Source organism: Pseudoxanthomonas sangjuensis (genome assembly GCF_010211755.1).
Lineage (GTDB): Bacteria > Pseudomonadota > Gammaproteobacteria > Xanthomonadales > Xanthomonadaceae > Pseudoxanthomonas_A > Pseudoxanthomonas_A sangjuensis.
Map to the genome: position 1 here is coordinate 21,441 of NZ_PDWR01000015.1, position 23,485 is coordinate 44,925.

Below are 23,485 nucleotides of genomic sequence, written 5' to 3' on the forward strand. Positions count from 1 at the left end.
CAAGGCTGGCTGAAGATACGCCGCTTGCGTCCGCAACGGTCCGTTGCGACGATTCCGGGCGGCACAGGGAAGCTCGGGGGCGGGACGGTGCGATTCTTGACGGTGCGATGCTTCTGGTGGCGCTGCATCGCGGTGCTGTCGGCGTTGGCCTGCGTTCCGGCATGGGCGGGCCTGCCGGAAATCCCGCGGCTGAACCAGTTGTCGGTCGCCAATGGCCTGCCCACGAACATCGTCTACGACGTCGCCGAGGACGCCGATGGCTACCTGTGGTTCGCCACGCTGGACGGGCTGGCGCGCTACGACGGCCTCGATTTCCGCATCTGGCGGCGCGAGGACGGGCTGGGCGACAACGAAATCGATGCGCTGTTCGTCGACACCGACAACCGCCTGTGGATCGGCACCGAAACCGCGGGCGTGGTGGTGCTGGACGCCGCGCGACGGCGGTTCCAGTCGCTGCGCCAGGTCGGCGGCGTGCGCCTCGACGCCAGCCCGGTGTGGGACATCGTCCGCACGGCGGATGGCGCGTACTGGTTCGGCACCGCGGGCGCGGGCCTGTACCGCCTGCGTACCGACGGCAAGCTCGACCAGTTCCTGCCGAAGGAGGGCGATCCGCGCAGCCTGCCGGGGCTGATCGTGACCGGGCTGGAACTGGGCGCCGACGGCAGCCTGTGGATCGCCACCAGCGGCGGCGCGGCACGCTGGACCGGCAAGGATTTCCTGCGCATGCCGGACAGCGAATACACGGTCGGCCTACTGGCCGACCGCGCGGGCAACGCGTGGACGCGCACGATCACCCGCGGCCGTTACTTCGGCCCGGATGGCCGCCGCCTGCCGCTGCCGGCCGGGCTGCCCGCGGATACGCCGACCTACGGCGCGCTGCTGCAGGACCGCGACGGCAGCTACTGGCTGAGCATGGCCAAGGGCCTGGCCCATGCCGAGGACGGCGCCACCCATCCGGCTTCGTTGTACAGCAACCTGACCCGCGGCTCGGTGATACCGCAATTCGAGCGTTCGCTGCTCGGCAGCGATGGCGGGTTGTGGTTCACCAGCCAGGATGCCGGGGTCTGGCACCTGCCGTCGAACTGGCGGCGCTTCTCGGTGCTGATGCACGACGCGACCGATCCGGCATCGCAGGGCAATCCGCAGGTATTCGGCATCGCGCCTTCGGCCAGCGGCAGCATGTGGCTGGTCGGCACCGGTTGCGTGCTCGACGAGCTGGATCCGGAAACCGGGGAAATCCGCCACGCCTATTCCACGGTGCCCAGGCGGGTGATCAACTCGGTGCTGGAGAGCGCCGACGGCAAGGTGTGGATGGGCTCCAGCGATCGGCTGGCGCGTTTCGATCCGGCCAGCGGCGAGATCCGCGAATGGGGGCTGGACAGCGGCGCGGACGCGGTGCTCGCCGACGACCTGCAATGGATCGCGCAGGACCGCGACGGGCTGCTGTGGACGTGGTCGGTCGGTTCGGGCGTGCAGGTGCGCACCGCGGCGGGCAGGGTCGTCGACACCATCCGCCTGGACGACGGGCGCGGGCTGGAGTCCAGTCTCAACGTCAGGCAATTGCAGCCGGGGCCGGAAGGGCGCATCTGGCTGGCCGGCAGCCAGGGACTGCTGGGCTGGGATCCGCAGGCGCGGCGCTTCGCGCCGGTGCCGGGCGCACCGGACGGCGCCGTGGACGGCTTCGACCTGGCCCCGGACGGCACGCTGTGGCTGGCCCGTTTCGGCACGGTCGAAGCCTATCGTTTCGAGCGCGGCGGACTGCGCCTGCTGCGGCGCGTACCGGCGCAAGGCATGCCGCAGGTGGCGTTCCGCGGCATCACCGCCGACCGCCACGGCATTCTGTGGCTGGCCAGCAATCGCGGACTGGTGCGGGTGGATCCGCAACAGGGCGCGGCGCGCGTCTACGGCATCAACGACGGCCTGCCGGGGCAGGAAATCCAGTTGCCGCCGGTGCCGCGCCCGCAGGACGGACGGCTGATCGTCAGCGCTTCGCACGGCCTGGCGGTGTTCGATCCGGTGGTGGTCCGGCCTTCGACCGCGCAGCCGCGGCTGGCCATCGATTCGATCACCCTCGGGCACGGCGCCGGCGCGGTGGCGTTGCCGACCGATGCGGCGTTCCGCATCGACCACGGCAACCGCGACCTGCGCGTGGTCGCGCGCCTGCTGGCGTTCGACAACGTCGCCGGCAACCGCTACCGCTTCCGGCTTTCCGGCTTCGACGACGACTGGGTGGAAGTCGGCGCCAAGGGCGAGCGCAGTTTCGCGCGGCTGGCGCCGGGCCGTTACCGGCTGGAAATCGCCGGACGCACCGCCGACGACGTGTGGTCGCGGACCCGGATCGTCGCGTTCGAGGTCGCGCCGCCGTGGTGGCGGACATGGTGGGCGCTGGCGGGCTTCGCCGTGCTTGCCGTGTTGCTGGCCTGGGCCGCCGCCGCCGCGTACCGGCGCCGGATTCGGCGTCGTGCCGCGTGGCAACTGGCCGAGCACAAGCGCGAGCTGGCCGAACAGGCTTCGCTGGCCAAGACCCGCTTCCTCGCCACGCTCGGGCACGAAGTGCGCACGCCGATGACCGGGGTGCTGGGCATGAGCGAACTGCTGCTGGGGACGGACCTGGACGAGAAGCAGCGCGGCTACACCGCCGCGATCCAGGGGGCCGGCAAGCACCTGCTGCGCCTGGTCAACGACGCGCTGGACCTGGCGCGCATCGAGGCCGGCAAGCTGGAACTGGACGAGCAGGAATTCGACCTGCGCGAACTGGTCGCCGGCGTGGCCGCGCTGGTCGCGCCGAACGCGCAACGGCGGGGCTTGCGCTTCGACAGCGACAGCGCCGCCGGGTCGCCGCGCATGCTGCGCGGCGACCCGATGCGGGTGCGGCAGATCCTGCTGAACCTGCTCAACAACGCGGTCAAGTTCACCGAACGCGGCGGCATCGGCCTGCGGGCGCAGCCGCGCGAAGGCGGCGGCGTGCGCTTCGTGGTCAGCGATACCGGGCCGGGCATCAGCGTCGAGCAGCAGGCGCGGTTGTTCCAACGCTTCGAGCAGGCCGACGGCGCGCGCACCACGGCACGCTACGGCGGCAGCGGCTTGGGCCTGGCGATTTGCCAGGAGCTGGCGCTGGCGATGGGCGGGAGCGTCCGCATCGACAGCGCGCCGGGCGCGGGGACGCGCTTCATCGTCGACTTGCCGTTGCCGGAAGCGACGCATGCGGCGGCGGTGCCCGAGGCCGCGACGGCCACCGTCGCCGCGCCGGCGTCGCGCGCGTTGTCGGTCCTGCTGGTCGAGGACGATCCCACCGTGGCCGAAGTGATGGCCGGCCTGCTGCAGGCGCAGGGCCACGCGGTGCGCCATGCGCCGCACGGCCTGGCGGCGCTGGCCGAAGTGTCCGGCGACGGGTTCGACATCGCCTTGCTCGACCTCGACCTGCCGGGCCTCGACGGCCTGGCGCTGGCGCGGCAACTGCGTGCGCAGGGTTTCGCCGCGCCGCTGCTGGCGGTCACCGCGCGCGCCGACGCCGATGCCGAACCGGCCGCGCGCGCGGCCGGCTTCGACGGGTTCCTGCGCAAACCGGTGACCGGCGCGATGCTGGCCGAGGCGATCGAACAGGCGCTCGCCGCCGGGCCGGCCGCGTGAACGCCGCGCGGCTCAGTCGGCGGTCTTGCCGGCGGCGGCGAGGAAATCGATCAGGCCGCGCATGTAGGTGGCCTGGTCGTCGTACATCGCCATGTGGCCGCCGTCCGGGCAGTACAGGTATTGCCCGTGCGGCAGCAGCTTCGACATCTTCTCCATGAACGCCGGGTCCATCGTGTCGCGCCCCGCGCCGATCACCAGCGTCGGCACGGCGATCCTCGCAAGGTCGTCGGTGCGGTCCCAGTGTTCGAGGATGCCGCTGGCGCCCATCTCGCTGGGGCCCTGCATCGGCACGTAGACCTTCTTGTTGATCCTGGCGAAGGCGCGCAGCACGGGGTCGGGCCATTGCGCCGCCGGCATGTGCAGGATGTGCGCCTCGTAGTACGGCAGCAGCAGTTCCTCGTAGCGCGGGTCGTCGTATCGCTTCGCCGCTTCCAGTGCGAGGATTTCCCGCAGTGCGGCCGGGTCCATCCGCGGCATCAGGACCTCGTGCGCGTAGTCGTTGTAGGCCGGGATGCTCGACATCATGTTCGAGATCACCAGGCACTTGAGGTTCTGCTGGTATTTCAGTGCGTATTCGATCGCGAGGATGCCGCCCCAGGAATGGCCGAGCAGGCAGAAGTTCTCCTTGTCCAGGCGCAATGCCTGGCGGACCTGCTCCACCTCGTCGACGTAGTGGTCGATGCTGAGGAACGGCGTCATGTCCTCGGGCTGGTCGCTGTAGGCCGAGCCGAGCTGGTCGTAGTAGTAGTACTCGATGCCGGCGCCGGGGAACCAGCTGTCGAACGCCTCGAAGTATTCGTGTGTCGCGCCCGGCCCGCCGTGCAGCAGCAACACCTTGAGCTTCGGGTTGTTGCCGACGCGCTTGGTCCACACGCGGAAATCGCCCGACGGGGTGTGGATGGGGATCATCCTGACGCCGCCGGACAGCACGTCGTCGCGCCCGGTGTTGTCGAAGTATTGCGCCTTCGTGTCGCCCGCATGGACGGGGCTGCCCGCCAGCAGGGCCAGAACCAGAAGCAGCCAACGTTTCATCGCAGCGCCCCCCCGACTTGATGCGGCGAGACTAGCCCCGCCGCAGCAAGGGCGCAACTTCGCTCAGCGTCGGCTGTATTCGTGCACCGCGTCGACCAGCACGGCGACGTGGTCGGGGTTCATGTCCGGCGACATGCCGTGGCCGAGGTTGAACACGTGGCCGTCGCGCGAGCCGCCGTTGCCCGCGGCATAGCTGTCCAGCGCGGCCCTGACCTGCGCGCGGATCGCATCGGGCGAACCGTACAGGGTCGCCGGGTCCAGGTTGCCCTGCAGCGCGACCTTGCCGCCCGTGTGGCGCGCCGCTTCGGACAGTTCGACCAGCCAGTCGACGCCGACCGCATCGGTGCCGGAGGCGGCCAGTTCTTCCAGGTGCGGCGCGTTGCCCTTGCCGAACAGGATCAGCGGCGTGCGTTCGTCGCCGTTGCCGCGGTCGAGTTCCTTCGCGATGCGCTGCAGGTAGGGCAGCGAGAATTCGCGGTACATCGCCGGCGACAGCACGCCGCCCCAGGTGTCGAATACCTGCAACGCCTGCGCGCCGGCGGCGCGCTGCGCCGACAGGTAGGCGATCACCGCATCGGTGTTGACCGACAGCAGCCGGTGCAGCGTGGCCGGGTCGTTGAGCGCCAGCGCCTTGATCTTCGCGTAGTTGTCGCTGCCGCCGCCTTCGACCATGTAGCAGGCCAGCGTCCACGGGCTGCCGGAGAAGCCGATCAGCGGCGCCTTGCCGTCCAGTTCCTTGCGGATCAGCCGCACCGCGTCCATCACGTAGCGCAGTTCGGTTTCCATGTCCGGCACGGCCAGTTTTTCCGCGTCGGCCATCGTGCGCACGGTGCGCTCGAACTTCGGGCCTTCGCCTTCGACGAAGTACAGGCCCAGGCCCATCGCGTCGGGCACGGTGAGGATGTCGGAAAACAGGATCGCGGCGTCCAGGTCGAAGCGGCGCAGCGGCTGCAGCGTCACTTCGCAGGCGATCTCGGGGTTCTTGGCCATGCCGAGGAAGCTGCCGGCCCTGGCGCGCGTGGCGCGGTATTCCGGCAGGTAGCGACCGGCCTGGCGCATCAGCCACACGGGCGTGCAGTCGGTGGGTTCGCGGCGCAGGGCGCGGAGGAAGCGGTCGTTTTTGAGAGTAGCGGACAAAAGGAGGTTCTCTTCGAGTAAAGTCTTTAGGTGCCCATCGTGAAGAAAGTGAATCCCTTATTGGGCACTCTCTTCGTTTCGGCAGGAACTTCGTCAATATCCTCGAAGATAACCCTTGCCTCTGGTGTTCGGTATTTTGGTGTCACTTCCAAGTCCGGATCGTTGCGCAGGAGTTCTACTGCAAGCAATTCGGCTTGTTCTGGCGAATCTGCTTCAACGAAGCGGGTTGTATAAAAACCGACGGCCTTTTTTTGGCCAGCCAGTTTGCCGGGAAAGTTGTCACCACGGATGAAGCATCGGTAGAGAGGCATAGTCAGCCCTTCGGCGGCTCCGCACCCTGCACGAAAGTCATCTGGAACCCGCGCTTCAGGTGCGTATCGCGGACCTTCTCGAACGCCGCCGTCGCTTCGTCCTGCAGCAGGTACTGCTCGCGCTTGAACTGCGAACGGCCGCCGATCTGCCCGCTCTCGCGCAACAGCTCCCAGCCGCCGAACAGGTCGGGCTGCAGGGTCAGCTGGAGGTAGCGGGGCGATTCGCCGGCCGCCGGGCGTTGTTGCAGGAAGACGCGCATGGGGCGAATTGTAGCGGTTTTGAGCCCTTCCCCCTTTGGCGGGGGAAGGGTTGGGATGGGGGTGCGATGGAGCTGGCGAACAAGAAAGTACCTGCATCATTTCGAGTGCAGCGTTGTCGCGCTCGACGTTGGTACAACAGCGGAATGATTGCCGGCTCCGCTTCACCCCCATCCCGGCCCTCCCCCGTCGAGGGGGAGGGGGCTCAGTTTTTCAGCACCGCCAGCACCGCCGCCTCGTCCACGTCCGGCACCACTTCGGCGCGGCCGATGCCCCGCCACAGCACCAGGCGCAGGCGGCCGGCGACGTTCTTCTTGTCCAGCCGCATCCGCGCCAGCAGGGCTTCCGGCGCCAGGCCCGCGGGAATGCGCGTCGGCAGGCCGTAGGCGCCCAGCAATGCGGCGAGCCGCGCCGCGTCTTCGGCGGAAGCCAGGCCCAGGTCGGCGGACAGCTTCGCCGCCAGCACCATGCCCACCGCCACCGCTTCGCCGTGGTTGAGGTTGTCGTTGCCCATGCCGCCGTAGCCCTGCTCGGCCTCGATCGCGTGGCCGAAGGTGTGGCCGAGGTTGAGCAGGGCGCGCTCGCCCTTTTCCAGCGGGTCGCGCTCGACGATCTCGGCCTTGTGCTCGCAGCTGCGGGCGATGGCCTGCGCCAGCGCCGCGGGGTCGCCGGCCAGCAGCGCGGCGCGCTCGGCGTGCAGCCATTCGAAGAACAGCGGATCGCGGATCGCGCCGTACTTGGCTACCTCGGCCAGCCCGGCGCGCAGTTCGCGCGGCGGCAGCGTGCGCAGCAGGTCGGTGTCGGCCAGCACCGCGCGCGGCGGATGGAAGGCGCCGACCAGATTCTTGCCCTGCGGGATGTCGACCGCGGTCTTGCCGCCGACCGACGAATCGACCATCGCCAGCAGCGTGGTCGGCAGTTGCACGCAGTCGACACCGCGCATCCAGCACGCCGCGGCGAAGCCGGCGAGGTCGCCGACCACGCCGCCGCCGAGCGCGAACACGCAGGCGTCGCGGGTGGCGCCGAGTGCGGCCAGCGCTTCGATCGCGTCGCCGAAGTGCGCCAGCGTCTTCGATTCCTCGCCGGCTGGCAGCACGAAGGTGCCGATCTGCAGTTCCGGGCGCACCGCGTGCAGCGCTTCGCGCACGCCGGCGGCGTACAGCGGGGCGACGTTGGAGTCGCTGGCCAACAGCACGTGGCGGCCGCGGACCCGCTGCGCCAGCAGCGCGCCGTCGTAAACCAGGCCGGGGCCGATGTCGATGCGATACGGCGCGGCGCCGCCGACCTCGACGCTGCGGATCGCTTCGTGCCGCATCGCCGCGTTCATGCGGCATGCTCCCCGGCGGCGTGCCCGCCGCGCTGCCACTGCGCCGCCAGTTGCCCGACCAGCGCGCAGGTCGCTTCGTGCGGGTTCAGGCCGTCGGTGTCCAGGGTCAGGTCGGCGATCTCGCGATACAGCGGCTCGCGCGCCGCGGACAGGTCGCGCAGGACCTGCTCGCGGTCGGCGGCCTGCAGCAGCGGGCGGTTGCGGTCGCGGCCGACGCGCTTGAGCTGGGATTCGACGCCGACCCGCAGGTACACGACGAAGCCGCGTTCGCGCATGCGCCGGCGGTTGTCGGCGTCGAGCACCGCGCCGCCACCGGTGGCGACCAGCTGGCCTTCGCCGGCGAGCACCTGCGCCAGCATCTCGCGCTCGCGCTGGCGGAAGCCGGCCTCGCCGACGTGCTCGAACAGCATCGGGATGCTGGCGCCGCTGTGCTCGACGATGGCGTGGTCCACGTCGACGAAGCGCAGGCCGAAGCGCTCGGCCAGGCGCTTGCCGATCGAGGTTTTGCCGGCGCCCATCGGGCCGACCAGGATCAGGTTTGCGGCGGGATTCATCGGGTTCGATGCTACCACTTCATAGCGAAGACTTAACGCGGGCGGGCCTAGTCTGCGGGTCCCGGCGCGCCGCGCCATCACGTGAGAAAGGAGTTCCCATGTCCGTCGCCAAAGTCATCGAGGTCACCGCTTCCTCCAAGGTCAGCGTCGAGGACGCGGTCAAGGTCGGGCTGAAGAAGACCGCCGAGACGGTGAAGAACATCAAGGGCGCTTGGGTCAACGAAACCAAGGTGGTGACCGACGACAGCGGCAACATCACCGAGTGGCGGGTCAACCTGCGCATCAGCTTCGTCGTCGCTTGATTTCGCAGGGGCGGGGCCCGCCCCTACGCAAACGGCCGGCGCCGCGCGTCCAGCGGCACCACCCGGTCCGCGATCGCCGGCAGCGTCCGCAGGGCCTGCCGGCTGGTCCGTTCGTAGTGTTGAACAAAGCGTTCGACCTGCGCGCGATCCATCGCCTTGCGCGACGGATCGCCGGCCTGCAGCGCTTGCTCCTGTTCCCAGCGCCACTGCGGCACCACTTCGAAACCGGGCGGCTGCAGGAACCACAATGCGTCGATGCGCGACCACAGCGCCGGATAGTCGCGCGCCAGCGCGGCGTTGCACCAGCGCCGCCACGTGCCGCCGGCGTCCTCGCCGCGTTCCAGCGCATTGACCGGTACGGCCAGGGCGGCTTCGTCCTCCGCCGGCGTTGCCAGGAACCAGCCTTCGAAAACCACGACGTCGGCGGGTCCGTCGATCCGCTCCCAACGCGATTCCGGCAGGCGGTCGTCGCCCAGCTTGTCGAAGCGGGGCAGGGTGGCCGGTTCGCCGGCGCGCAGCGCATCCAGCGTGCGCAGCGCCAGCGCCATGTCGTGCGTGCCCGGCGGGCCGCGCGTGGCCAGCAGCGGGTGCACGTCGCGTGCCAGCGTCTCGCGCTCGGCCTTGCGCAGGTAGAAGTCGTCGATCGAGACGACGGCCGCGCGCAGCCCGCGCGAGCGCGCCAGCGCGGCGACCTGCGCGGCCAGCGTCGACTTCCCCGTGCCCTGCAGCCCGCTGATGCCGAACGCCGGCACAGGGCCGTTCCGGATCGAAAGCGCCGCGTCCAGCGCCTCGGCAACGAGTGCGTCCGGGAAACCGGGGGACTGAAGTTCGTTCATGGAAATATCGGGAACCGTTCGTGCTGAGCGTAGCCCGCGCAGCGGGCGAAGTCGAAGCGACGCACGTGGTCCTTCGACTTCGCGCCTGCGGCGCTACGCTCAGGATGAACGGGCATAATGATGCGCACGCCCGTGCCGCCCGTGATGCCATGACCGACCTCTACGCCGAAGCCCTTTCCACGTTCGCCACGCTGTTCGACGAAGCCAGGGCCAGCGCCGCGGAACTGGAAGCCAATGCGATGACCGTGGCCACGGCGACGGCGGACGGCCGGCCGTCGGCGCGCATCGTGCTGCTGAAGTCGTTCGACGAGCGCGGCTTCGTGTTCTACACGCACCTCGACAGCCGCAAGGGCGGGGAACTGGCGGCCAACCCGCACGCGGCGCTGCTGTTCCTGTGGCGCAGCCTGCGCGAAGCGGGGGTGCAGGTGCGGATCGAAGGGGCGGTCGAAGTCGTCGCCGACGCCGAGGCGGACGCCTACTTCGCCAGCCGCCCGCGCCTGAGCCAGATCGGCGCGTGGGCTTCGGCGCAGTCGCGCACGCTGGCCACGCGCGAGGATTTCGAGGACCGCATCGCCCAGGTCGAGGCCGAATTCGAGGGCCGCGAGGTGCCGCGCCCGGACGGCTGGAGCGGCTACCGCGTAGTCCCCGAAGCCTTCGAATTCTGGTACGGCGCGCAGTTCCGCCTGCACGAGCGCTGGCGCTACGAGCGTGGAGCGGACGGTGGCTGGACGAAGCGGATGCTGTATCCGTGAGCATGCCGTTGCCCGTCTGTAGGAGCGGCGTAAGCCGCGACAGGGCCATCCCGTGAAAGTCCGGCCGCGGCTTGCGCCGCTCCCGCGGGAAGCGGCATCGTGATCGGCCCGCGCCGCATCGTCTGCCTGACCGAGGAACCGACCGAAACGCTGTACGCGCTCGGCGAGCAGGACCGCATCGTCGGCATCAGCGGCTTCACCGTGCGTCCCGCCGTCGCGCGCAAGGAAAAACCGAAGGTCAGCGCCTTCACCAGCGCCAGGATCGACGAGATCCTGAAGCTCGACCCCGATTTCGTCGTCGGCTTCTCCGACATCCAGGCGGAAATCGCGGCCGAACTGATCGGTCGCGGCGTCGAAGTGTGGATCGCCAACCACCGCAGCGTCGACGGCATCCTCGACTATATCCGTCGCCTCGGCGCGCTGGTCGGCGTCGCCGGCAAGGCGAATGCCTATGCCGACGGATTGCGCCGCGGGCTCGACGGGATCGAGCGCGAATCGGCAAAGCTGCCGAGGCGGCCGCGCGTCTATTTCGAGGAATGGGATGAGCCGCAGATCAGCGGCATCCGCTGGGTCGCCGAACTGATCCGCATTGCCGGCGGCGACGACGTGTTCCCCGAGCTCGCGGCCGAGCCGCTGGCGAAGCGGCGCATCCTTGCCGATCCGTGCGAAGTGGTGCGGCGCGCGCCGGACATCATCCTGGGCTCGTGGTGCGGCAAGAAATTCCGCCCCGACAGGGTCGCGGCCCGCGCCGGCTGGGACGCGATCCCGGCGGTGCGCGCCGGCGAACTGCACGAAATCAAGTCGCCGCTGATCCTGCAGCCGGGCCCGGCGGCGCTGACCGACGGCGTGGACGGGATCGCGCGGATCGTCCGCGCGTGGGCGGCACGCAACGCGTGACCCTTCATCGGCCGTAAACGCCCGCGCATGGCATAGTCCGGCGGCAAGTCCGCGTGAGTCCCATAAACTTTCGTGAGGGTGCCTTCATGTTGCTGAAGCAGATTCTTGCCGCCACGCTCGCCGTCGCCCTGGTGTCCGGTACCTGCACCAGCGCCTATGCCGGCGTCATCACCACGCAGCAGGCGCTGTCCGCCGAAGCGCGCGCCACCACCGAGCAACAGATCCGGACCGCACTGGCACGCGAGGATGTGCGCAAGGCCATGCAGAGCTACGGCGTGGCCCCGGCCGACGTCGACGCGCGTATCGCCTCGCTGAGCGACGCCGAACTGCTGCGCCTGCAGGGCGAAGTCGACCGCCTGCCGGCGGGCGGCGGTGCCCTGGCGGTGATCGGCGTCGTGTTCCTGGTGCTGCTGATCCTGGAACTGGTAGGCGTCACCAACATCTTCAACCGCGTGTGACCGCGCGCCACCTGCTGCGCCGGGCGATCCTCGCGGGGGGCGCCATGGCGTGCGCCGGCTGCGCGATCAATCCGCCGCTGCGGGTGGACGGCATGGTTCCCGCCGCGGGCATCGACCTGACCCGGCGCGTGCCATTCCATCCGCAAACGGAGTACCAGTGCGGCCCGGCCGCGCTGGCCACGGTGCTTGGCAGCAGCGGCGTGCCCGCCACACCGGAAAGCCTGGCGCCGCAGGTCTACCTGCCGGGGCGCCATGGCAGCCTGCAGGTCGAACTGATCGGCGCCACCCGCCGCGCCGGCCGCATTCCGTACCTCCTGCCACGCGAGCCCGAGGCGCTGTTCGCCGAACTGCAGGCCGGGCGCCCGGTGCTGGTGCTGCAGAACCTGCTGGTCCGCAGCGTGCCGAAATGGCACTACGCCGTGCTCGTCGGCGCCGATGCCGGCCGCAATCGCATCCGCCTGAACAGCGGCGACAGGCGCGGCCTGCCAATGCCGGCGCCGAAGTTCATGCGCACCTGGGACTGGGGTGGGCGCTGGGCACTGGTGGCGCTGAAGCCCGGCGAATTGCCGGCCAGCGCCGCCGATCCGGCCGCGTACCTGGCCGCCGTGGCCGATTTCGAGGCGGTCGCCGGCGCCGCGGCCGCGCGGCCCGCGTACCTGGCCGCACAGCGGCGCTGGCCGGAAGACGGCCGGGTGCACATGGCGCTGGGCAACCAGGCCTATGCCGGCGGCGACAAGCGTGCCGCCGTCGCGCACTACCGCGAGGGGCTGGCGCATGCGCCCGGGGATCCGGTGCTGGCGAACAACTACGCGTCGGTGATGGGCGAACTGGGTTGCCGGGCGCAGGCCTTGCGGGCGCTGGACGGCGTGCGCGACGACGGAACGTCGACGTGGCGCGAACAGCTGTTGCGCACGCGCGGGGAAGTGGAAGCGGCGAAGGCGCGCCCCGCGGCCGATTGCGCGAAGCTGGCGTTGCCGGCGCGCTAGGCGGCGGCTTGCTCTGAAGGCACTCCCGCCGATGCCGGCAGGCAGCGGGGGCAGGCTCTACTCCACGCGTAGCGTCAGTCGTTGGCGGCGGACAGCGCCGCGCCGCGCATGCGCGCGGCATGGATCGCCTTGCCGACCAGCGCTTCGAAGCCGCCGGCCTGGAAGGTTTCGATCGCCGCCTGCGTGGTGCCGTTCGGCGAGGTGACGCGGCGGCGCAGTTCGGCCGGCACTTCGCCGGTTTCGGTCAGCATCCGCGCCGCGCCGAGGAGGGTTTGCAGGACCAGCGTGCGGGCCGCATCGGCGGGCAGGCCTTCGGCGATGGCGGCCGTTTCCATCGCCTCGGCCAGCAGGAACACGTAGGCCGGACCGCTGCCGGAGACCGCGGTGACCGAATCCATCAGCGTTTCGTCGGCGACCCACACGGTCGGGCCGGCGGCGGCGAGCAACTGCTCCGCGCGTTCGCGTCCGCCGGCGTCGACGTTGCCGGTCGCGAACAGCCCGGTCACGCCGGCGCCGAGCAGGGCGGGGGTGTTCGGCATCGCGCGGATCACCGGCGGTTCCGCGCCGAGCCAACGCTGCAGTTGCGCGGACGTGATGCCGGCGGCGATGGAGACGACCAGCGGGTTCCGTTCCCGTGCCGCATCCGCCAGCGATTCGCAGACGCTGTGCAGCACCTGCGGTTTGACCGCGAACAGCCACAACGGGGCCCGCGCGACGGCCTGCGTCGCGTCGGCGTAGGTGTTCACGCCGAAATCGCGCGCCAGCGCCTCGCGCAGCGCTTCGACCGGTTCGGCCACGTGCAATTGCGACGGCTCGTAGCCGCGGCCGACCAGCCCGCCGATCAGGCTGCGCGCCATGTTGCCGCCGCCGACGAAGGCGATGTGCCGTGTTGCATCCATCGATGTGTCCTCAGGTTTTGGGTGGGCGCGCGCCGAACAGCGCGGTGCCGATGCGCACCATGGTCGCGCCTTCCCCGATCGCGAGGGCGAAGTCGTCGCTCATGCCCATCGACAGGGTATCGACCGACGGGTAGCGGGCGGCGAGGCCGTCGAACAGTTCGCGCATGCGCCGGAACGCCGGGCGGCGCAGTTCGATGTCCGCGTGCGGCGTCGGGATCGCCATCAGCCCGCGCAGTGCCAGGCCCGGCTCGGCGGCGATGGCGGCGGCGAGTGCGTCGACCTCGCCCGGGCGGCAGCCGTGCTTGCTGGTTTCGTCGTCGACGTTGACCTGCACCAGTACGTTCAGCGGCGGCCGGCCGGCCGGCCGGAATCGCGCCAGCGCCGCCACCAGCTTGCCCCGGTCGACGGTCTGCACCCAATCGAACAAGGTCGCGGCGGCCTCGGCCTTGTTCGATTGCAGGTGCCCGATCAGGTGCCATTCCAGGCCCAGCCCGGCCAGCTCGCGCGCCTTGGCCTGCGCTTCCTGGACGTAGTTCTCGCCGAAAGCGTGCTGTCCGTCCGCGGCGAGTTGCGCGATGGCCGCGGACGGTTGCAACTTGGACACCGCAAGCAGGCGCGGCACTGGCCGCCCCGCGGCTTTGGCTGCGTTTTCAATGCGTTGCAGGGTCTCGCTGAGGGTGCTGGCGAGGATCATCGTCCAACCATTGGCGACTGCTGATGGCGCGCTATACTGCCTGCAGGGGAAGTATCGTTCCAGTCGCAGCACATCTTCGTGGGGAAGCAGCGTTATGGATATCGCCGAACTACTGGCGTTCTCGGTCAAGAACAAGGCCTCCGACCTCCACCTGTCGGCCGGGTTGCCGCCGATGATCCGGGTGGACGGCGACGTGCGCCGGATCAACATCCCCGCGCTCGACCACAAGCAGGTGCATGCGCTGATCTACGACATCATGTCGGACAAGCAGCGCCGCGATTACGAGGAATTCCTCGAGGTCGACTTCTCGTTCGAGATCCCGTCGCTGGCGCGCTTCCGCGTCAACGCGTTCAACCAGAACCGCGGCGCCGGCGCGGTGTTCCGCACCATTCCGTCGGAAGTGCTGACCCTCGAGGACCTGAACTGCCCGCCGATCTTCCGCGAACTGATCCAGCAGCCGCAGGGCCTGATCCTGGTCACCGGTCCGACCGGTTCGGGCAAGTCGACCACCCTGGCGGCGATGCTCGACCACATCAACAAGAACGAATACGCGCACATCCTCTCGGTCGAGGACCCGATCGAGTTCGTCCACACCTCGCAGAAGTGCCTGATCAACCAGCGCGAGGTGCACCGCGACACCCACGGCTTCAACGAGGCGCTGCGCTCGGCGCTGCGCGAGGACCCCGACTACATCCTGGTCGGCGAGTTGCGCGACCTCGAGACCATCCGCCTGGCGCTGACCGCGGCGGAAACCGGCCACCTGGTGTTCGGCACCCTGCACACCAGCTCGGCGGCCAAGACCATCGACCGCATCATCGACGTGTTCCCCGCCGGCGAGAAGCCGATGGTGCGCTCGATGCTGTCCGAATCGCTGCGCGCGGTGATCTCGCAGGCGCTGCTGAAGAAGGTCGGCGGCGGCCGCACGGCGGCGTGGGAGATCATGGTCGGCACGCCCGCCATCCGCAACCTGATCCGCGAGGACAAGGTCGCGCAGATGTATTCGGCCATCCAGACCGGCCAGCAACTGGGCATGATGACGCTGGACCAGCACCTGCAGGACATGGTCAAGCGCAACCTGGTCAGCCGCCAGCAGGCCAGGGAGTACGCGAAGGACAAGCGGTTGTTCGAGTAATTTCGGGAAAGGCAGGCGGACGGCGCGGGGCCGGCATCCCCGGTTTCCGCGACCAGCGTCTCCTGCCTCCCGCCTCCAGTCCCCCGGAGTTCAGCCATGAGCAGCATCGACTTCACCAGCTTCCTCAAACTGATGGCGCACCAGAAGGCGTCGGACCTGTTCATCACCGCGGGCATGCCGCCGGCGATGAAAGTGCACGGCAAGCTCTCGCCGATCACGCAGACGCCGCTCACCGGCCAGCAGTCGCGCGACCTGGTGCTGAACGTGATGACTCCGTCGCAGCGCGAGGAATTCGAGAAGACCCACGAGTGCAATTTCGCGATCGGCGTCGCCGGCGTGGGCCGCTTCCGCGTGTCGTGCTTCTACCAGCGCAACCAGGTGGGCATGGTGCTGCGCCGGATCGAGGCGCGCATCCCGACCATCGAAGAGCTGAACCTGCCGCCGATCATCAAGACCCTGGCGATGACCAAGCGCGGCATCATCATCTTCGTCGGCGCCACCGGCACCGGCAAGTCGACCTCGCTGGCGGCGATGATCGGCTACCGCAACCAGAATTCGACCGGCCACATCATCACCATCGAGGACCCGATCGAGTTCGTGCACAAGCACGAGGGCTGCATCATCACCCAGCGCGAGGTCGGCATCGACACCGACAGCTGGGAGAACGCGCTGAAGAACACCCTGCGCCAGGCGCCGGACGTGATCATGATCGGCGAGGTGCGCACCCGCGAGGGCATGGACTACGCAATCTCGTTCGCCGAAACCGGCCACCTGGTGCTGTGCACGCTGCACGCCAACAACGCCAACCAGGCGATGGACCGCATCATCAACTTCTTCCCGGAAGACCGCCGCGGCCAGCTGCTGATGGACCTGTCGCTGAACCTGAAGGGCGTGGTCGCGCAGCAGCTGATCCCGACCCCGGACGGCAAGGGCCGCCGCGTGGCGATGGAAATCCTGCTCGGCACGCCGCTGGTGCAGGACTACATCCGCGACGGCGAGATCCACAAGCTCAAGGAAGTGATGAAGGAATCGACCAACCTGGGCATGAAGACCTTCGACCAGGCGCTGTTCGAGCTGTACCAGGCCGGCGAGATCAGCTACGAGGACGCGCTGCGCTACGCCGACTCGCAGAACGAGGTGCGCCTGAAGATCAAGCTGGCGCAGGGCGGCGACGCCAAGACCCTGGCGCAGGGCCTGGACGGCGTGGAAGTCGCGGAAGCGCACTGACCGTTCCGTTCTGCCACGCTGCCGGCGGGAACCGGAAAGGGCGGGTCGTCCCGCCCTTTTCCATGTCCCCGGCGCGGCCGGGGCGAAAGAAAAAGCCCGGCCGCTGGCCGGGCTTCGTCCTGGCCTCGCCAGGTCCCTGCCGGGACCTGCGCCGGATCAGGCGGCGATCCTCGGCGCCGGGCGCGTGCCGTCGGCGATCCGGTGCAGCATCTCGCGCGACAGGCGCACGGCCGCGATGCTGGGCAGGGCCGCGGCGCGACGCTCGGCCTCGCGCTCGGCGGCCATCGGATCGTCCAGCCACTTCCACTGGTAGCTGTTGCCACGGACCGACGGGTAAACCGCGCGGAATGCACTGAGCCGTTCTTCGGCGGTCGGCGGGATCGGCGGAGACTGGTGGGGCTTCAGGCCGCCGGTGAATGAGAGATGCAGCAGATTCATGACCTAATCCTCCGTTCCGATGTGGGACTGCTACTGCTTCCGGTGTCCTCCCAAGGCAGGTCCGCGGGTTCGCCGGGGGCGGGTCCGGGTCACCGCGAACGTGCAGCGCAAACATACGACGGTGGATGGCGGCGATCACGTGAAAAACGTGCGTAATTCACATTCGATTAAATCTGAACGTGACTCATGCGTCGTCAGCTTCCATTCGCAAACGACTGTTTTCCCTGGAATAAATAAACCGCTTGCCGTTCATCGGGCGAGTTCGCGCAACCCAGTGTTCGCGGCAGCGCGACGGGCCGTTGCCGGCGAGGGCCCGCCGCGCTCCTGCCAGGACGGTCGGTGGCTGGATCCCGATTCCGGTCCGTCCCCGCGCGTCCGGCGCGAGGCTTGCGCATTTCCGGCCGTCGCTTGAAACAACGCGAATGCCGGAAGGAAGCGGCCGGCCTGCCACCGTCGGCGACAGGCCCTAGAATGACCGCATGCCGCAGCCATCCCCCAACCTGACCAACCAGCTGCTGATCGCGCTGCCCGCGCTGGACGATCCGAATTTCGCCCGCAGCGTGGCCCTGATCTGCCAGCACGACGAGGACGGGGCGATGGGCGTGGTGGTCAACCGCGCCTCCGACTACACGCTGGGCGAGGTGCTGCAGCAGATGCAGCTGGAGACCGGCAACGAGGAACTGCGCAACCGGATCGTGCTGTCGGGCGGGCCGGTGCACCCGGAGCGCGGCTTCGTGCTGCACGACGGCGGCGGCGAATGGGAGTCCACCCTGGAAATCGGCGACGGCCTGTACCTGACCACGTCGCGCGACGTGCTCGAGGCGATGGCCGCCGGCACAGGGCCGCGTCACGCGGTCGTCGCGCTGGGTTGCGCCGGCTGGGGCGCCGGCCAGCTGGAATACGAACTGGGCGAGAACAGCTGGCTGACCGCGCCGGCCGATGCCGAACTGCTGTTCGCGCTGCCGCTGGAGCAGCGCTGGCAGGCCGCGGGCGGGCGCATCGGCGTGGACATGAGCCGGCTGACCGACTACAGCGGCCACGCCTGACATGAAGCTCGACGGCACCGTGCTGGGTTTCGACGTCGGTGCGCGGCGCATCGGCGTCGCGGTCGGCAGCGCGTTCGGCAGCGGCGCGCGCGCCCTGGCGGTGGTCGACGTGCACGGCAACACGCCCGACTGGCCGGCGCTCGACAAGCTGCGCGACGAATGGCGGCCCGACGGCCTGGTGGTCGGCGATCCGATGACGCTGGAAGGCGACGACCAGCCGGCGCGCAAGCGCGCGCACGCCTTCGCCCGCGCGTTGCAGGCGCGCTACAAGCTGCCGGTGGTGCTGGTGGACGAGCGCTCCAGTTCGGTCGAGGCCGCGCAGCGTTTCGCGCTGGACCGCGCCGAAGGCCGCAAGCGCCGCCGCGACGCCGCCGCGCTCGACGCGGTGGCCGCGGCGGTCATCATCGAGCGCTGGCTGGCGGCGCCGCAGGACGCGACGCGCATTTGAAGAACGAAGACGCCTTCTGCCCGCTAGCGGGGAGGGGGATCCAAGCACGACAATTCACCAAACTCGCCTTGGGAAACGCATGAGCCTGCAACTCGATTCGAACGGACGCCTGCACCACCTGCTGACCCTCGACGGGTTGCCGAAGGAAACCCTGTGCCGCCTGCTCGACCGCGCCGGGCAGATCCGCGACGCTGCGCTGGGGCGCACGCACAAGCGCGATTCGCTGGTCGGCACCACGATCTGCACGCTGTTCTTCGAGCCTTCGACGCGCACGCGCAGCTCGTTCCAGATCGCCGCGCAGCGGCTCGGCGCCGACGTGGTCAATTTCGATGCGTCGACCTCGTCGGCGCGCAAGGGCGAGACCGCGCTGGACACGATGAGGAACCTGGAGGCCATGGGCGTGCGCGGTTTCGTCGTGCGCCACCCCGAGGACGGCGCCGCGGAGATGCTGGCCGAGCACACCGGCGAAGGCACCACGGTGATCAACGCCGGCGACGGCCGCAGCGCGCATCCGACCCAGGGCCTGCTCGACATGCTGACCGTGCGCCAGGCCAAGGGCCCGGACTTCTCGAGGCTGAAGTTCCTGATCGTCGGCGACGTCAAGCATTCGCGCGTGGCGCGCAGCGACCTGCACGCGCTGCACACGCTGGGCGCGGGCGAGGTGCGCGTCTGCGGGCCGGATGCACTGCTGCCCGGCGACGGTACGCTGGCGGGCTGCGAGGTTGGCGCCGATTTCGACGCGATGCTCGAGGGCGTCGACGTGGTGATGATGCTGCGCCTGCAACGCGAACGCATGGAGGAGGGGTTGGTGGCGTCGCTCGACGACTACCACCGCGACTACGGCCTGACCGCCGCGCGCCTGCGCCGCGCCGCGCCGGACGCGGTGGTGCTGCACCCCGGCCCGATCAACCGCGGCGTGGAAATGACCGACGAGGTCGCCGACGGCCCGTGGTCGCTGGTATTGCGACAGGTCAGCAACGGCGTGGCGGTGCGCATGGCGGTGCTGGAGACGTTGCTGGCCTAGCGGCCGGCTTTGCGCAACTGGGCGATGTATTCGAGCTCGCTCTTCGCGAGATTGCTGCCGGGATCGACTTCAAGCGACGCCTCGTAGGCGTGCTGCGCACCGTCCAGGTCGCCCATTTCCACCAGTACCCAACCGGTACCGCGCAGCGCAAGCGGTTTGGCGTGCGCTGCGCTTGGGTGCTCGTTCGCAAGTGCCAATGCGCGCTGGTACGCGGCCAGGGCCCCGTCAAGATTGCCACTCTGACCCAAGGCGAAGCCGCGTTCGACATGGGCGTCGGCGAAATACGGGGCCAGCGCGATGGCTTTGTCGAGCCAGCGGATGGCTTCGGCGTTGTCTTTTGCTCCGGCCAGCAGGAAACCTTTCAACTTGTAAGCCATCGGGCAGGCAACGTCGATCCATTCTGTCGGCTCGCCATCGGCGTTTTCGGCCATGTACTGTTCGTATTCCTGCACGGTGGCGACACTGACCAGGCGGAGGCCTTGGCGGTGCTGGGCCTCGCAATATGCGAGTACCGGCTCCAGTCGTTCGTCGGCGGAATCGGTGTCGCCCCGTTGCATCTCCAGCCAGATCGCATCGAGGTCTTCCCGGTACTGGTGGCCGACTTTCCGCTCCATCGGAGGGATCGCATAGAAAGTTTCGGTCACGGTGGACTGGGCGAACGCCTCGTTCGTCATCGGGGCGCAAGCCAGCAGGACCAGGCCGGAAAGCAATAATGTCTTCACGTCCGCGGATTCCTCGTGTCCATTGGTCGCGTGATTCGTATGCCGGCCGGATTGCTTCTTTGGTCGATCTGCCCGGCAGGCGCGCTCAGCGCAGCTTCTGCGCGAACAGCCAGACCCACAATTCCGGCGTGTTGTAAGCCGGGTCCCACGCGTTGTGGTTGGCGTCCGGGAACTCCGTGTAGCGCACGTCGGCGCCGGCGGCCTTCAGTGCCGCGAAGATCTTGCGGTCGTCGCCGGGCGGCACGACGTCGTCCCTGGCGCCATGGAACATCCAGATCGGCTTGTCGCGCAACCGCGCGGCGGGTGCGGCATACGGATCGGGCGCGTCCGCCACGCCGGCGACCCGCAGGCGCGCGTACTCGGGGTTCGGCGGCGGCTCGATCGCGCCGCAGATCGGCACCAGCGCGGCGGATTTCCGCGGATTGGCCAGCGCGGTTTCCCACGTGCCGTAGCCGCCCATCGACAAGCCCGTCAGGTAGGTGCGCTTCGGATCGCCACGGAACTCGCGCGAGGCTGCGTCGAGCGCCGCCAGCGCGATGCGCGGGTTGGCCTCCAGCCAGAATTCGCCTGCAGGCACCTGCGGCAACACCACGATCGCCGGGAAGTCGTTCGCATGCGCGCGCAGGTAGGGCCCCAGGCCGGCGCTCAATTGCGCCCGGTTGTCGCCGCCGCGTTCGCCGGCGCCGTGCAGGAACAGGATCACCGGCGGATGGTCCCCGCCCGCGTCCTTCGCCGGCACGAACACCTGGTAACGGTGCGACGCGCCATTGACCACGATCTCGCGCGGCACGAACCGGCCGCTCGTGCCGCGCAGCGGCGAAACGGTCGAGCAGGCCGTTGCCAGCAACGACAGCAGGGCGAACAGGATGGCGGGCGCGGTTTTCATCGGTGCCTCCGCGATCAGCGCAGCAACACCAGCGTTGCCAGGCCGAGGAAGGTGAAGAAGCCCATCACGTCGGTGACGGTGGTCAGGAAGATGCCGCTGGCCAGCGCCGGGTCGAAGCCGAAGCGCTTCAGCGTCAGCGGCACCAGTACCCCGGACAGCGCGGCGAACAGCAGGTTGCAGGTCAGCGCGATCGCGATGACCAGCGACAGGCCGGGGTTGTGGAACCACAGCAGCACGATCAGCCCCAGGATCGCGCCCAGCACCACGCCGTTGAACAGCGCCACGCGCACTTCCTTCCACAGCAGCGTGCGCGCGTTCGACGCGCCGACCTGGCCCAGCGCCAGGCCGCGCACCATCAGCGCCAGCACCTGGGTGCCGGCGTTGCCGCCCATGCCGGCGACGATCGGCATCAGCACCGCCAGCGCCACCAGCTTGTCGATGGTGCCCTCGAACTGGCCGACCACGCTGGCGGCGAGGAAGGCGGTGGCGAGGTTGACCGAGAGCCAGATCAGGCGGCGGCGGAACGCGCGCCGCACCGGCGAGAACAGGTCCTCGTCCTCGTCGAGGCCGGCCGCGCCCAGCGCCTGGTGCTCGGCCTGGCCGCGGATGATGTCGACCACGTCGTCGACGGTGATGCGGCCGAGCAGAATGTTGTTCCCGTCGACCACCGGCGCCGAGATCCAGTCGTGGTCGGAGAACTGGCGCGCGACCTCGTCGGCGCTCTCGCCGACGTCGATCGCCGGTTGCTGGTCGTCGACCAGCTTGTTGATCGGCGTGCCGTCCTCGTGGGTCACCAGCGCGGCCAGCGACACCCGGCCCAGGTACTGGTGGCGGCGGCTGACCACGTACAGGTGGTCGGTGTGGTCGGGCAGTTCGCCGCGCAGGCGCAGGAAGCGCAGCACCACGTCGACGGTGACGTCGCCGCGCACCGTCACCACGTCGGGGTTCATCAGGCGGCCGGCGGTATCCTCCGGATACGACAGCACCTGCTCCAGCCGCTCGCGGTTCTCGCGGTCCATCGACTTGAGCACTTCGTCGATGACCGTGTCCGGCAGGTCCTCGACCAGGTCGGCGAGGTCGTCGATGTCGAGGTCCTCGACCGCCGCCACGATCTCGTCGGGGTCCATGTCGGCGAGCAGGCTCTCGCGCACCTCGTCGCCGACGTGCACCAGCACCTCGCCGTCGTCCTCGGCGTCGACCAGCCCCCACACCACCTCGCGCTTGCCCGGCGGCAGCGACTCGAGCAGGTTGCCGATTTCCGCCGGCGACAGCGTGTTGACCAGGCGGCGCACGGGGCCGAGCCGGCCGCTGTCCAGCGCATCGGACAGCAGCCGCAGTTGGCGCGCGGTCTTGTCGTGGCGGGCGGCTTCGGCCATGCGCGGCTCCGGTGGTGGCGTGAGCCGCGTCCGTGGGCATGGGCCCAGTGAGCCGCGGCGGGTCAGGCGTTCATCGCGGCATTATCGCCCGCGGAACGGGCAATGCCTACCCTGCCGAAGCGCGACGCAGGCGGAAACGGGCGATGCGCCGGCGGATGATGTTCACGACCCGGCCGAGCGCGGTCATTTCGAGGTCGGCCTGCAGGCGCTCGATTTCGGCATAGAGGCGGCGGTTGTGGTCGGCGCGGCTGGAAAACAGCTCGCGCAGCTCGGTGCAGTCCTGTTCGGTCAGCACGTGGCCGGGCCGGAGGTGGGCGGGCAGCTGCCGATCCACGTACACCGTCGAGTGGGTACGCGCGGTCTGGGCCTCGGGCCGCGTTTCCGTGTAGAAGTACAGCGCGATCGACTTGCGGCTCAAGTGCGCCTTCGCGGCCGGCAGGCTGATCTTGCCGAAGCCGTGCCAGCTGTGCTCGGTGGTTTCGAAGATCACGCAGCGGTTGAACAGCGGCGGCACGACGACCGTCTCGTCGTTCTCCGGATCGTAGGGGTCGCGGTGCAGTTCCAGCGAACCGCCCCAGGCCGTTTCCCATTCCGGGTTCAGGTACACGATGAGGTTCAGCCGGCGGTGCCAGAGCGTGGCGGGGTGGTAGTTGAAATCGATGTGGTTGTCGAGGCCTTGCCCGCTGCGGTTCTCGTGGGTGCCGCCGCCGAAATACATCGGGTCGTACAGCAGGCCGGGGATGCCGGTGATGTCGCCGATCAGGCGCAGGAATTCCGGCGACTGCACCAGATCGTCCAGCTGCCGGTAGGCGTCGCCCAACCCGCGCAGCCGTTCGATGGTGGATTTGCCGCCGGGCTTGCCGTCCTCGTTGAGGTAGTCGCCCCGCTCGAAGGGCGGGAACTGCGCGAGCAGGCGCGCGGCGAAGTCGGGCGCGAGGAAGCCGTCGATGACGCAATGGCGGAACGGCAGGGCCGATTCGAACCCGGCGTTGTACTGCTTCCTGCGTTCCTGCACTTCGCGCGCGATCAAGTCCATGCGGCGGCTCGCTCTGTCGTGTCGATGGGGACGGGACTGCGGTTCGCCCGATGGCCACGGATTATGTCCCGCGGGCG

25 protein-coding genes are annotated in these 23,485 nt (G+C 69.3%); 11 read left to right on the forward strand and 14 right to left on the reverse strand.

Annotated elements, in window-relative coordinates:
• Positions 1-87 precede the first annotated feature (87 nt).
• Entirely contained in the window at positions 88-3,630 is a 3,543-nt protein-coding gene (locus CSC71_RS09280; RefSeq protein WP_246192119.1) for a hybrid sensor histidine kinase/response regulator, read from the forward strand.
• A 12-nt stretch (positions 3,631-3,642) separates the two neighbouring features.
• On the opposite strand, the gene CSC71_RS09285 is transcribed toward CSC71_RS09280, so the two are convergent.
• The 6 genes from CSC71_RS09285 to CSC71_RS09310 form a co-directional block, all read right to left on the reverse strand.
• On the reverse strand, positions 3,643-4,662 hold the full coding sequence (locus tag CSC71_RS09285) for a proline iminopeptidase-family hydrolase (RefSeq protein WP_162374090.1): 1,020 nt from the start codon (positions 4,660-4,662) through the stop codon (positions 3,643-3,645).
• A 63-nt stretch (positions 4,663-4,725) separates the two neighbouring features.
• Positions 4,726-5,799, reverse strand: coding sequence for a uroporphyrinogen decarboxylase (gene hemE, locus CSC71_RS09290; protein ID WP_162374091.1), 1,074 nt, complete (start codon positions 5,797-5,799; stop codon positions 4,726-4,728).
• Positions 5,800-5,825: 26 nt separating this feature from the next.
• Positions 5,826-6,110, reverse strand: a complete 285-nt coding sequence (locus tag CSC71_RS09295; RefSeq protein ID WP_162374092.1) for a hypothetical protein — start codon at positions 6,108-6,110, stop codon at positions 5,826-5,828.
• Positions 6,111-6,112: 2 nt separating this feature from the next.
• Entirely contained in the window at positions 6,113-6,370 is a 258-nt protein-coding gene (locus tag CSC71_RS09300) for a WGR domain-containing protein (RefSeq protein WP_162374093.1), read from the reverse strand.
• A 203-nt stretch (positions 6,371-6,573) separates the two neighbouring features.
• On the reverse strand, positions 6,574-7,683 hold the full coding sequence (aroB, locus tag CSC71_RS09305; RefSeq protein WP_162374149.1) for a 3-dehydroquinate synthase: 1,110 nt from the start codon (positions 7,681-7,683) through the stop codon (positions 6,574-6,576).
• A gap of 8 nt (positions 7,684-7,691) precedes the next feature.
• Positions 7,692-8,249, reverse strand: coding sequence for a shikimate kinase (locus CSC71_RS09310; RefSeq protein WP_162374094.1), 558 nt, complete (start codon positions 8,247-8,249; stop codon positions 7,692-7,694).
• A gap of 98 nt (positions 8,250-8,347) precedes the next feature.
• On the opposite strand from CSC71_RS09310, the gene CSC71_RS09315 reads away from it, so the two are divergent.
• A complete protein-coding gene (locus tag CSC71_RS09315) occupies positions 8,348-8,551 on the forward strand; it encodes a dodecin family protein (protein ID WP_162374095.1) in 204 nt (67 codons plus the stop codon).
• Between the two features lie 23 nt (positions 8,552-8,574).
• Here CSC71_RS09315 and CSC71_RS09320 read toward each other — a convergent pair whose 3' ends face one another.
• Complete coding sequence (locus tag CSC71_RS09320; protein ID WP_162374096.1) at positions 8,575-9,387, reverse strand: kinase; 813 nt, start codon at positions 9,385-9,387, stop codon at positions 8,575-8,577.
• A gap of 149 nt (positions 9,388-9,536) precedes the next feature.
• Here CSC71_RS09320 and pdxH point away from each other — a divergent pair, with 149 nt between their 5' ends.
• The 4 genes from pdxH (at position 9,537) to CSC71_RS09340 (ending at position 12,480) form a co-directional block, all read left to right on the forward strand.
• Complete coding sequence (gene pdxH, locus CSC71_RS09325) at positions 9,537-10,139, forward strand: pyridoxamine 5'-phosphate oxidase (protein ID WP_162374097.1); 603 nt, start codon at positions 9,537-9,539, stop codon at positions 10,137-10,139.
• Positions 10,140-10,241: 102 nt separating this feature from the next.
• Positions 10,242-11,036 carry an ABC transporter substrate-binding protein gene (locus CSC71_RS09330; RefSeq protein ID WP_162374150.1) on the forward strand — a complete coding sequence of 265 codons (795 nt, stop codon included), beginning with the start codon at positions 10,242-10,244 and terminating at the stop codon, positions 11,034-11,036.
• Between the two features lie 86 nt (positions 11,037-11,122).
• The gene (locus CSC71_RS09335) at positions 11,123-11,494 is read left to right on the forward strand and encodes a PA2779 family protein (protein ID WP_162374098.1); all 372 of its coding nucleotides are present in this window, start codon (positions 11,123-11,125) and stop codon (positions 11,492-11,494) included.
• Positions 11,491-12,480, forward strand: coding sequence for a PA2778 family cysteine peptidase (locus CSC71_RS09340; protein WP_162374099.1), 990 nt, complete (start codon positions 11,491-11,493; stop codon positions 12,478-12,480). Before CSC71_RS09335 ends, CSC71_RS09340 begins: the two co-directional genes overlap by 4 nt.
• 74 nt (positions 12,481-12,554) lie before the next feature.
• On the opposite strand, the gene proC is transcribed toward CSC71_RS09340, so the two are convergent.
• Together proC and CSC71_RS09350 are read right to left on the reverse strand one after the other, a co-directional pair.
• Positions 12,555-13,379, reverse strand: a complete 825-nt coding sequence (gene proC, locus CSC71_RS09345; RefSeq protein ID WP_162374100.1) for a pyrroline-5-carboxylate reductase — start codon at positions 13,377-13,379, stop codon at positions 12,555-12,557.
• Positions 13,380-13,389: 10 nt separating this feature from the next.
• Positions 13,390-14,073: a YggS family pyridoxal phosphate-dependent enzyme gene (locus CSC71_RS09350; protein ID WP_162374151.1), complete on the reverse strand. Its 684-nt coding sequence runs from the start codon at positions 14,071-14,073 to the stop codon at positions 13,390-13,392.
• A 94-nt stretch (positions 14,074-14,167) separates the two neighbouring features.
• On the opposite strand from CSC71_RS09350, the gene CSC71_RS09355 reads away from it, so the two are divergent.
• Both CSC71_RS09355 and CSC71_RS09360 read left to right on the forward strand, forming a co-directional pair.
• Entirely contained in the window at positions 14,168-15,205 is a 1,038-nt protein-coding gene (locus CSC71_RS09355; protein ID WP_162374101.1) for a type IV pilus twitching motility protein PilT, read from the forward strand.
• A 96-nt stretch (positions 15,206-15,301) separates the two neighbouring features.
• Positions 15,302-16,432: a PilT/PilU family type 4a pilus ATPase gene (locus CSC71_RS09360; protein WP_162374102.1), complete on the forward strand. Its 1,131-nt coding sequence runs from the start codon at positions 15,302-15,304 to the stop codon at positions 16,430-16,432.
• 156 nt (positions 16,433-16,588) lie between these two features.
• On the opposite strand, the gene CSC71_RS09365 is transcribed toward CSC71_RS09360, so the two are convergent.
• Positions 16,589-16,870, reverse strand: coding sequence for a hypothetical protein (locus CSC71_RS09365; protein ID WP_162374103.1), 282 nt, complete (start codon positions 16,868-16,870; stop codon positions 16,589-16,591).
• Between the two features lie 479 nt (positions 16,871-17,349).
• Between CSC71_RS09365 and CSC71_RS09370 the strand changes: the two genes are divergently transcribed.
• The 3 genes from CSC71_RS09370 (at position 17,350) to CSC71_RS09380 (ending at position 19,388) form a co-directional block, all read left to right on the forward strand.
• On the forward strand, positions 17,350-17,916 hold the full coding sequence (locus CSC71_RS09370) for a YqgE/AlgH family protein (RefSeq protein WP_162374104.1): 567 nt from the start codon (positions 17,350-17,352) through the stop codon (positions 17,914-17,916).
• Between the two features lies 1 nt (position 17,917).
• Positions 17,918-18,364: a Holliday junction resolvase RuvX gene (gene ruvX / locus CSC71_RS09375; RefSeq protein WP_162374105.1), complete on the forward strand. Its 447-nt coding sequence runs from the start codon at positions 17,918-17,920 to the stop codon at positions 18,362-18,364.
• Between the two features lie 79 nt (positions 18,365-18,443).
• Entirely contained in the window at positions 18,444-19,388 is a 945-nt protein-coding gene (locus CSC71_RS09380; protein ID WP_162374106.1) for an aspartate carbamoyltransferase catalytic subunit, read from the forward strand.
• On the opposite strand, the gene CSC71_RS09385 is transcribed toward CSC71_RS09380, so the two are convergent.
• The 4 genes from CSC71_RS09385 to CSC71_RS09400 form a co-directional block, all read right to left on the reverse strand.
• Positions 19,385-20,110 carry a tetratricopeptide repeat protein gene (locus CSC71_RS09385; RefSeq protein WP_162374107.1) on the reverse strand — a complete coding sequence of 242 codons (726 nt, stop codon included), beginning with the start codon at positions 20,108-20,110 and terminating at the stop codon, positions 19,385-19,387. The two genes, CSC71_RS09380 and CSC71_RS09385, sit on opposite strands and share 4 nt — an antisense overlap.
• 85 nt (positions 20,111-20,195) lie before the next feature.
• Positions 20,196-20,996, reverse strand: coding sequence for a carboxylesterase family protein (locus CSC71_RS09390; RefSeq protein WP_162374108.1), 801 nt, complete (start codon positions 20,994-20,996; stop codon positions 20,196-20,198).
• Positions 20,997-21,010: 14 nt separating this feature from the next.
• A complete protein-coding gene (mgtE, locus tag CSC71_RS09395) occupies positions 21,011-22,372 on the reverse strand; it encodes a magnesium transporter (protein ID WP_162374109.1) in 1,362 nt (453 codons plus the stop codon).
• Positions 22,373-22,478: 106 nt separating this feature from the next.
• Positions 22,479-23,408 carry a 2OG-Fe(II) oxygenase gene (locus CSC71_RS09400; RefSeq protein ID WP_162374110.1) on the reverse strand — a complete coding sequence of 310 codons (930 nt, stop codon included), beginning with the start codon at positions 23,406-23,408 and terminating at the stop codon, positions 22,479-22,481.
• Positions 23,409-23,485: the final 77 nt, after the last annotated feature.

Excerpts from the sequence above, each read along its gene's own strand:
- pdxH (WP_162374097.1), top strand. The coding sequence starts at position 9,537 with ATGACCGACCTCTACGCCGAAGCCCTTTCCACGTTCGCCACGCTGTTC.
- aroB (WP_162374149.1), bottom strand. The coding sequence starts at position 7,683 with ATGCGGCACGAAGCGATCCGCAGCGTCGAGGTCGGCGGCGCCGCGCCG.
- CSC71_RS09335 (WP_162374098.1), top strand. The coding sequence starts at position 11,123 with ATGTTGCTGAAGCAGATTCTTGCCGCCACGCTCGCCGTCGCCCTGGTG.
- CSC71_RS09360 (WP_162374102.1), top strand. The coding sequence starts at position 15,302 with ATGAGCAGCATCGACTTCACCAGCTTCCTCAAACTGATGGCGCACCAG.
- CSC71_RS09310 (WP_162374094.1), bottom strand. The coding sequence starts at position 8,249 with ATGAATCCCGCCGCAAACCTGATCCTGGTCGGCCCGATGGGCGCCGGC.
- CSC71_RS09355 (WP_162374101.1), top strand. The coding sequence starts at position 14,168 with ATGGATATCGCCGAACTACTGGCGTTCTCGGTCAAGAACAAGGCCTCC.
- CSC71_RS09390 (WP_162374108.1), bottom strand. The coding sequence starts at position 20,996 with ATGAAAACCGCGCCCGCCATCCTGTTCGCCCTGCTGTCGTTGCTGGCA.
- CSC71_RS09315 (WP_162374095.1), top strand. The coding sequence starts at position 8,348 with ATGTCCGTCGCCAAAGTCATCGAGGTCACCGCTTCCTCCAAGGTCAGC.
- CSC71_RS09350 (WP_162374151.1), bottom strand. The coding sequence starts at position 14,073 with ATGATCCTCGCCAGCACCCTCAGCGAGACCCTGCAACGCATTGAAAAC.
- CSC71_RS09300 (WP_162374093.1), bottom strand. The coding sequence starts at position 6,370 with ATGCGCGTCTTCCTGCAACAACGCCCGGCGGCCGGCGAATCGCCCCGC.
- CSC71_RS09365 (WP_162374103.1), bottom strand. The coding sequence starts at position 16,870 with ATGAATCTGCTGCATCTCTCATTCACCGGCGGCCTGAAGCCCCACCAG.
- CSC71_RS09370 (WP_162374104.1), top strand. The coding sequence starts at position 17,350 with ATGCCGCAGCCATCCCCCAACCTGACCAACCAGCTGCTGATCGCGCTG.
- ruvX (WP_162374105.1), top strand. The coding sequence starts at position 17,918 with ATGAAGCTCGACGGCACCGTGCTGGGTTTCGACGTCGGTGCGCGGCGC.
- CSC71_RS09380 (WP_162374106.1), top strand. The coding sequence starts at position 18,444 with ATGAGCCTGCAACTCGATTCGAACGGACGCCTGCACCACCTGCTGACC.
- CSC71_RS09320 (WP_162374096.1), bottom strand. The coding sequence starts at position 9,387 with ATGAACGAACTTCAGTCCCCCGGTTTCCCGGACGCACTCGTTGCCGAG.
- CSC71_RS09285 (WP_162374090.1), bottom strand. The coding sequence starts at position 4,662 with ATGAAACGTTGGCTGCTTCTGGTTCTGGCCCTGCTGGCGGGCAGCCCC.
- proC (WP_162374100.1), bottom strand. The coding sequence starts at position 13,379 with ATGGATGCAACACGGCACATCGCCTTCGTCGGCGGCGGCAACATGGCG.
- CSC71_RS09400 (WP_162374110.1), bottom strand. The coding sequence starts at position 23,408 with ATGGACTTGATCGCGCGCGAAGTGCAGGAACGCAGGAAGCAGTACAAC.
- CSC71_RS09295 (WP_162374092.1), bottom strand. The coding sequence starts at position 6,110 with ATGCCTCTCTACCGATGCTTCATCCGTGGTGACAACTTTCCCGGCAAA.
- mgtE (WP_162374109.1), bottom strand. The coding sequence starts at position 22,372 with ATGGCCGAAGCCGCCCGCCACGACAAGACCGCGCGCCAACTGCGGCTG.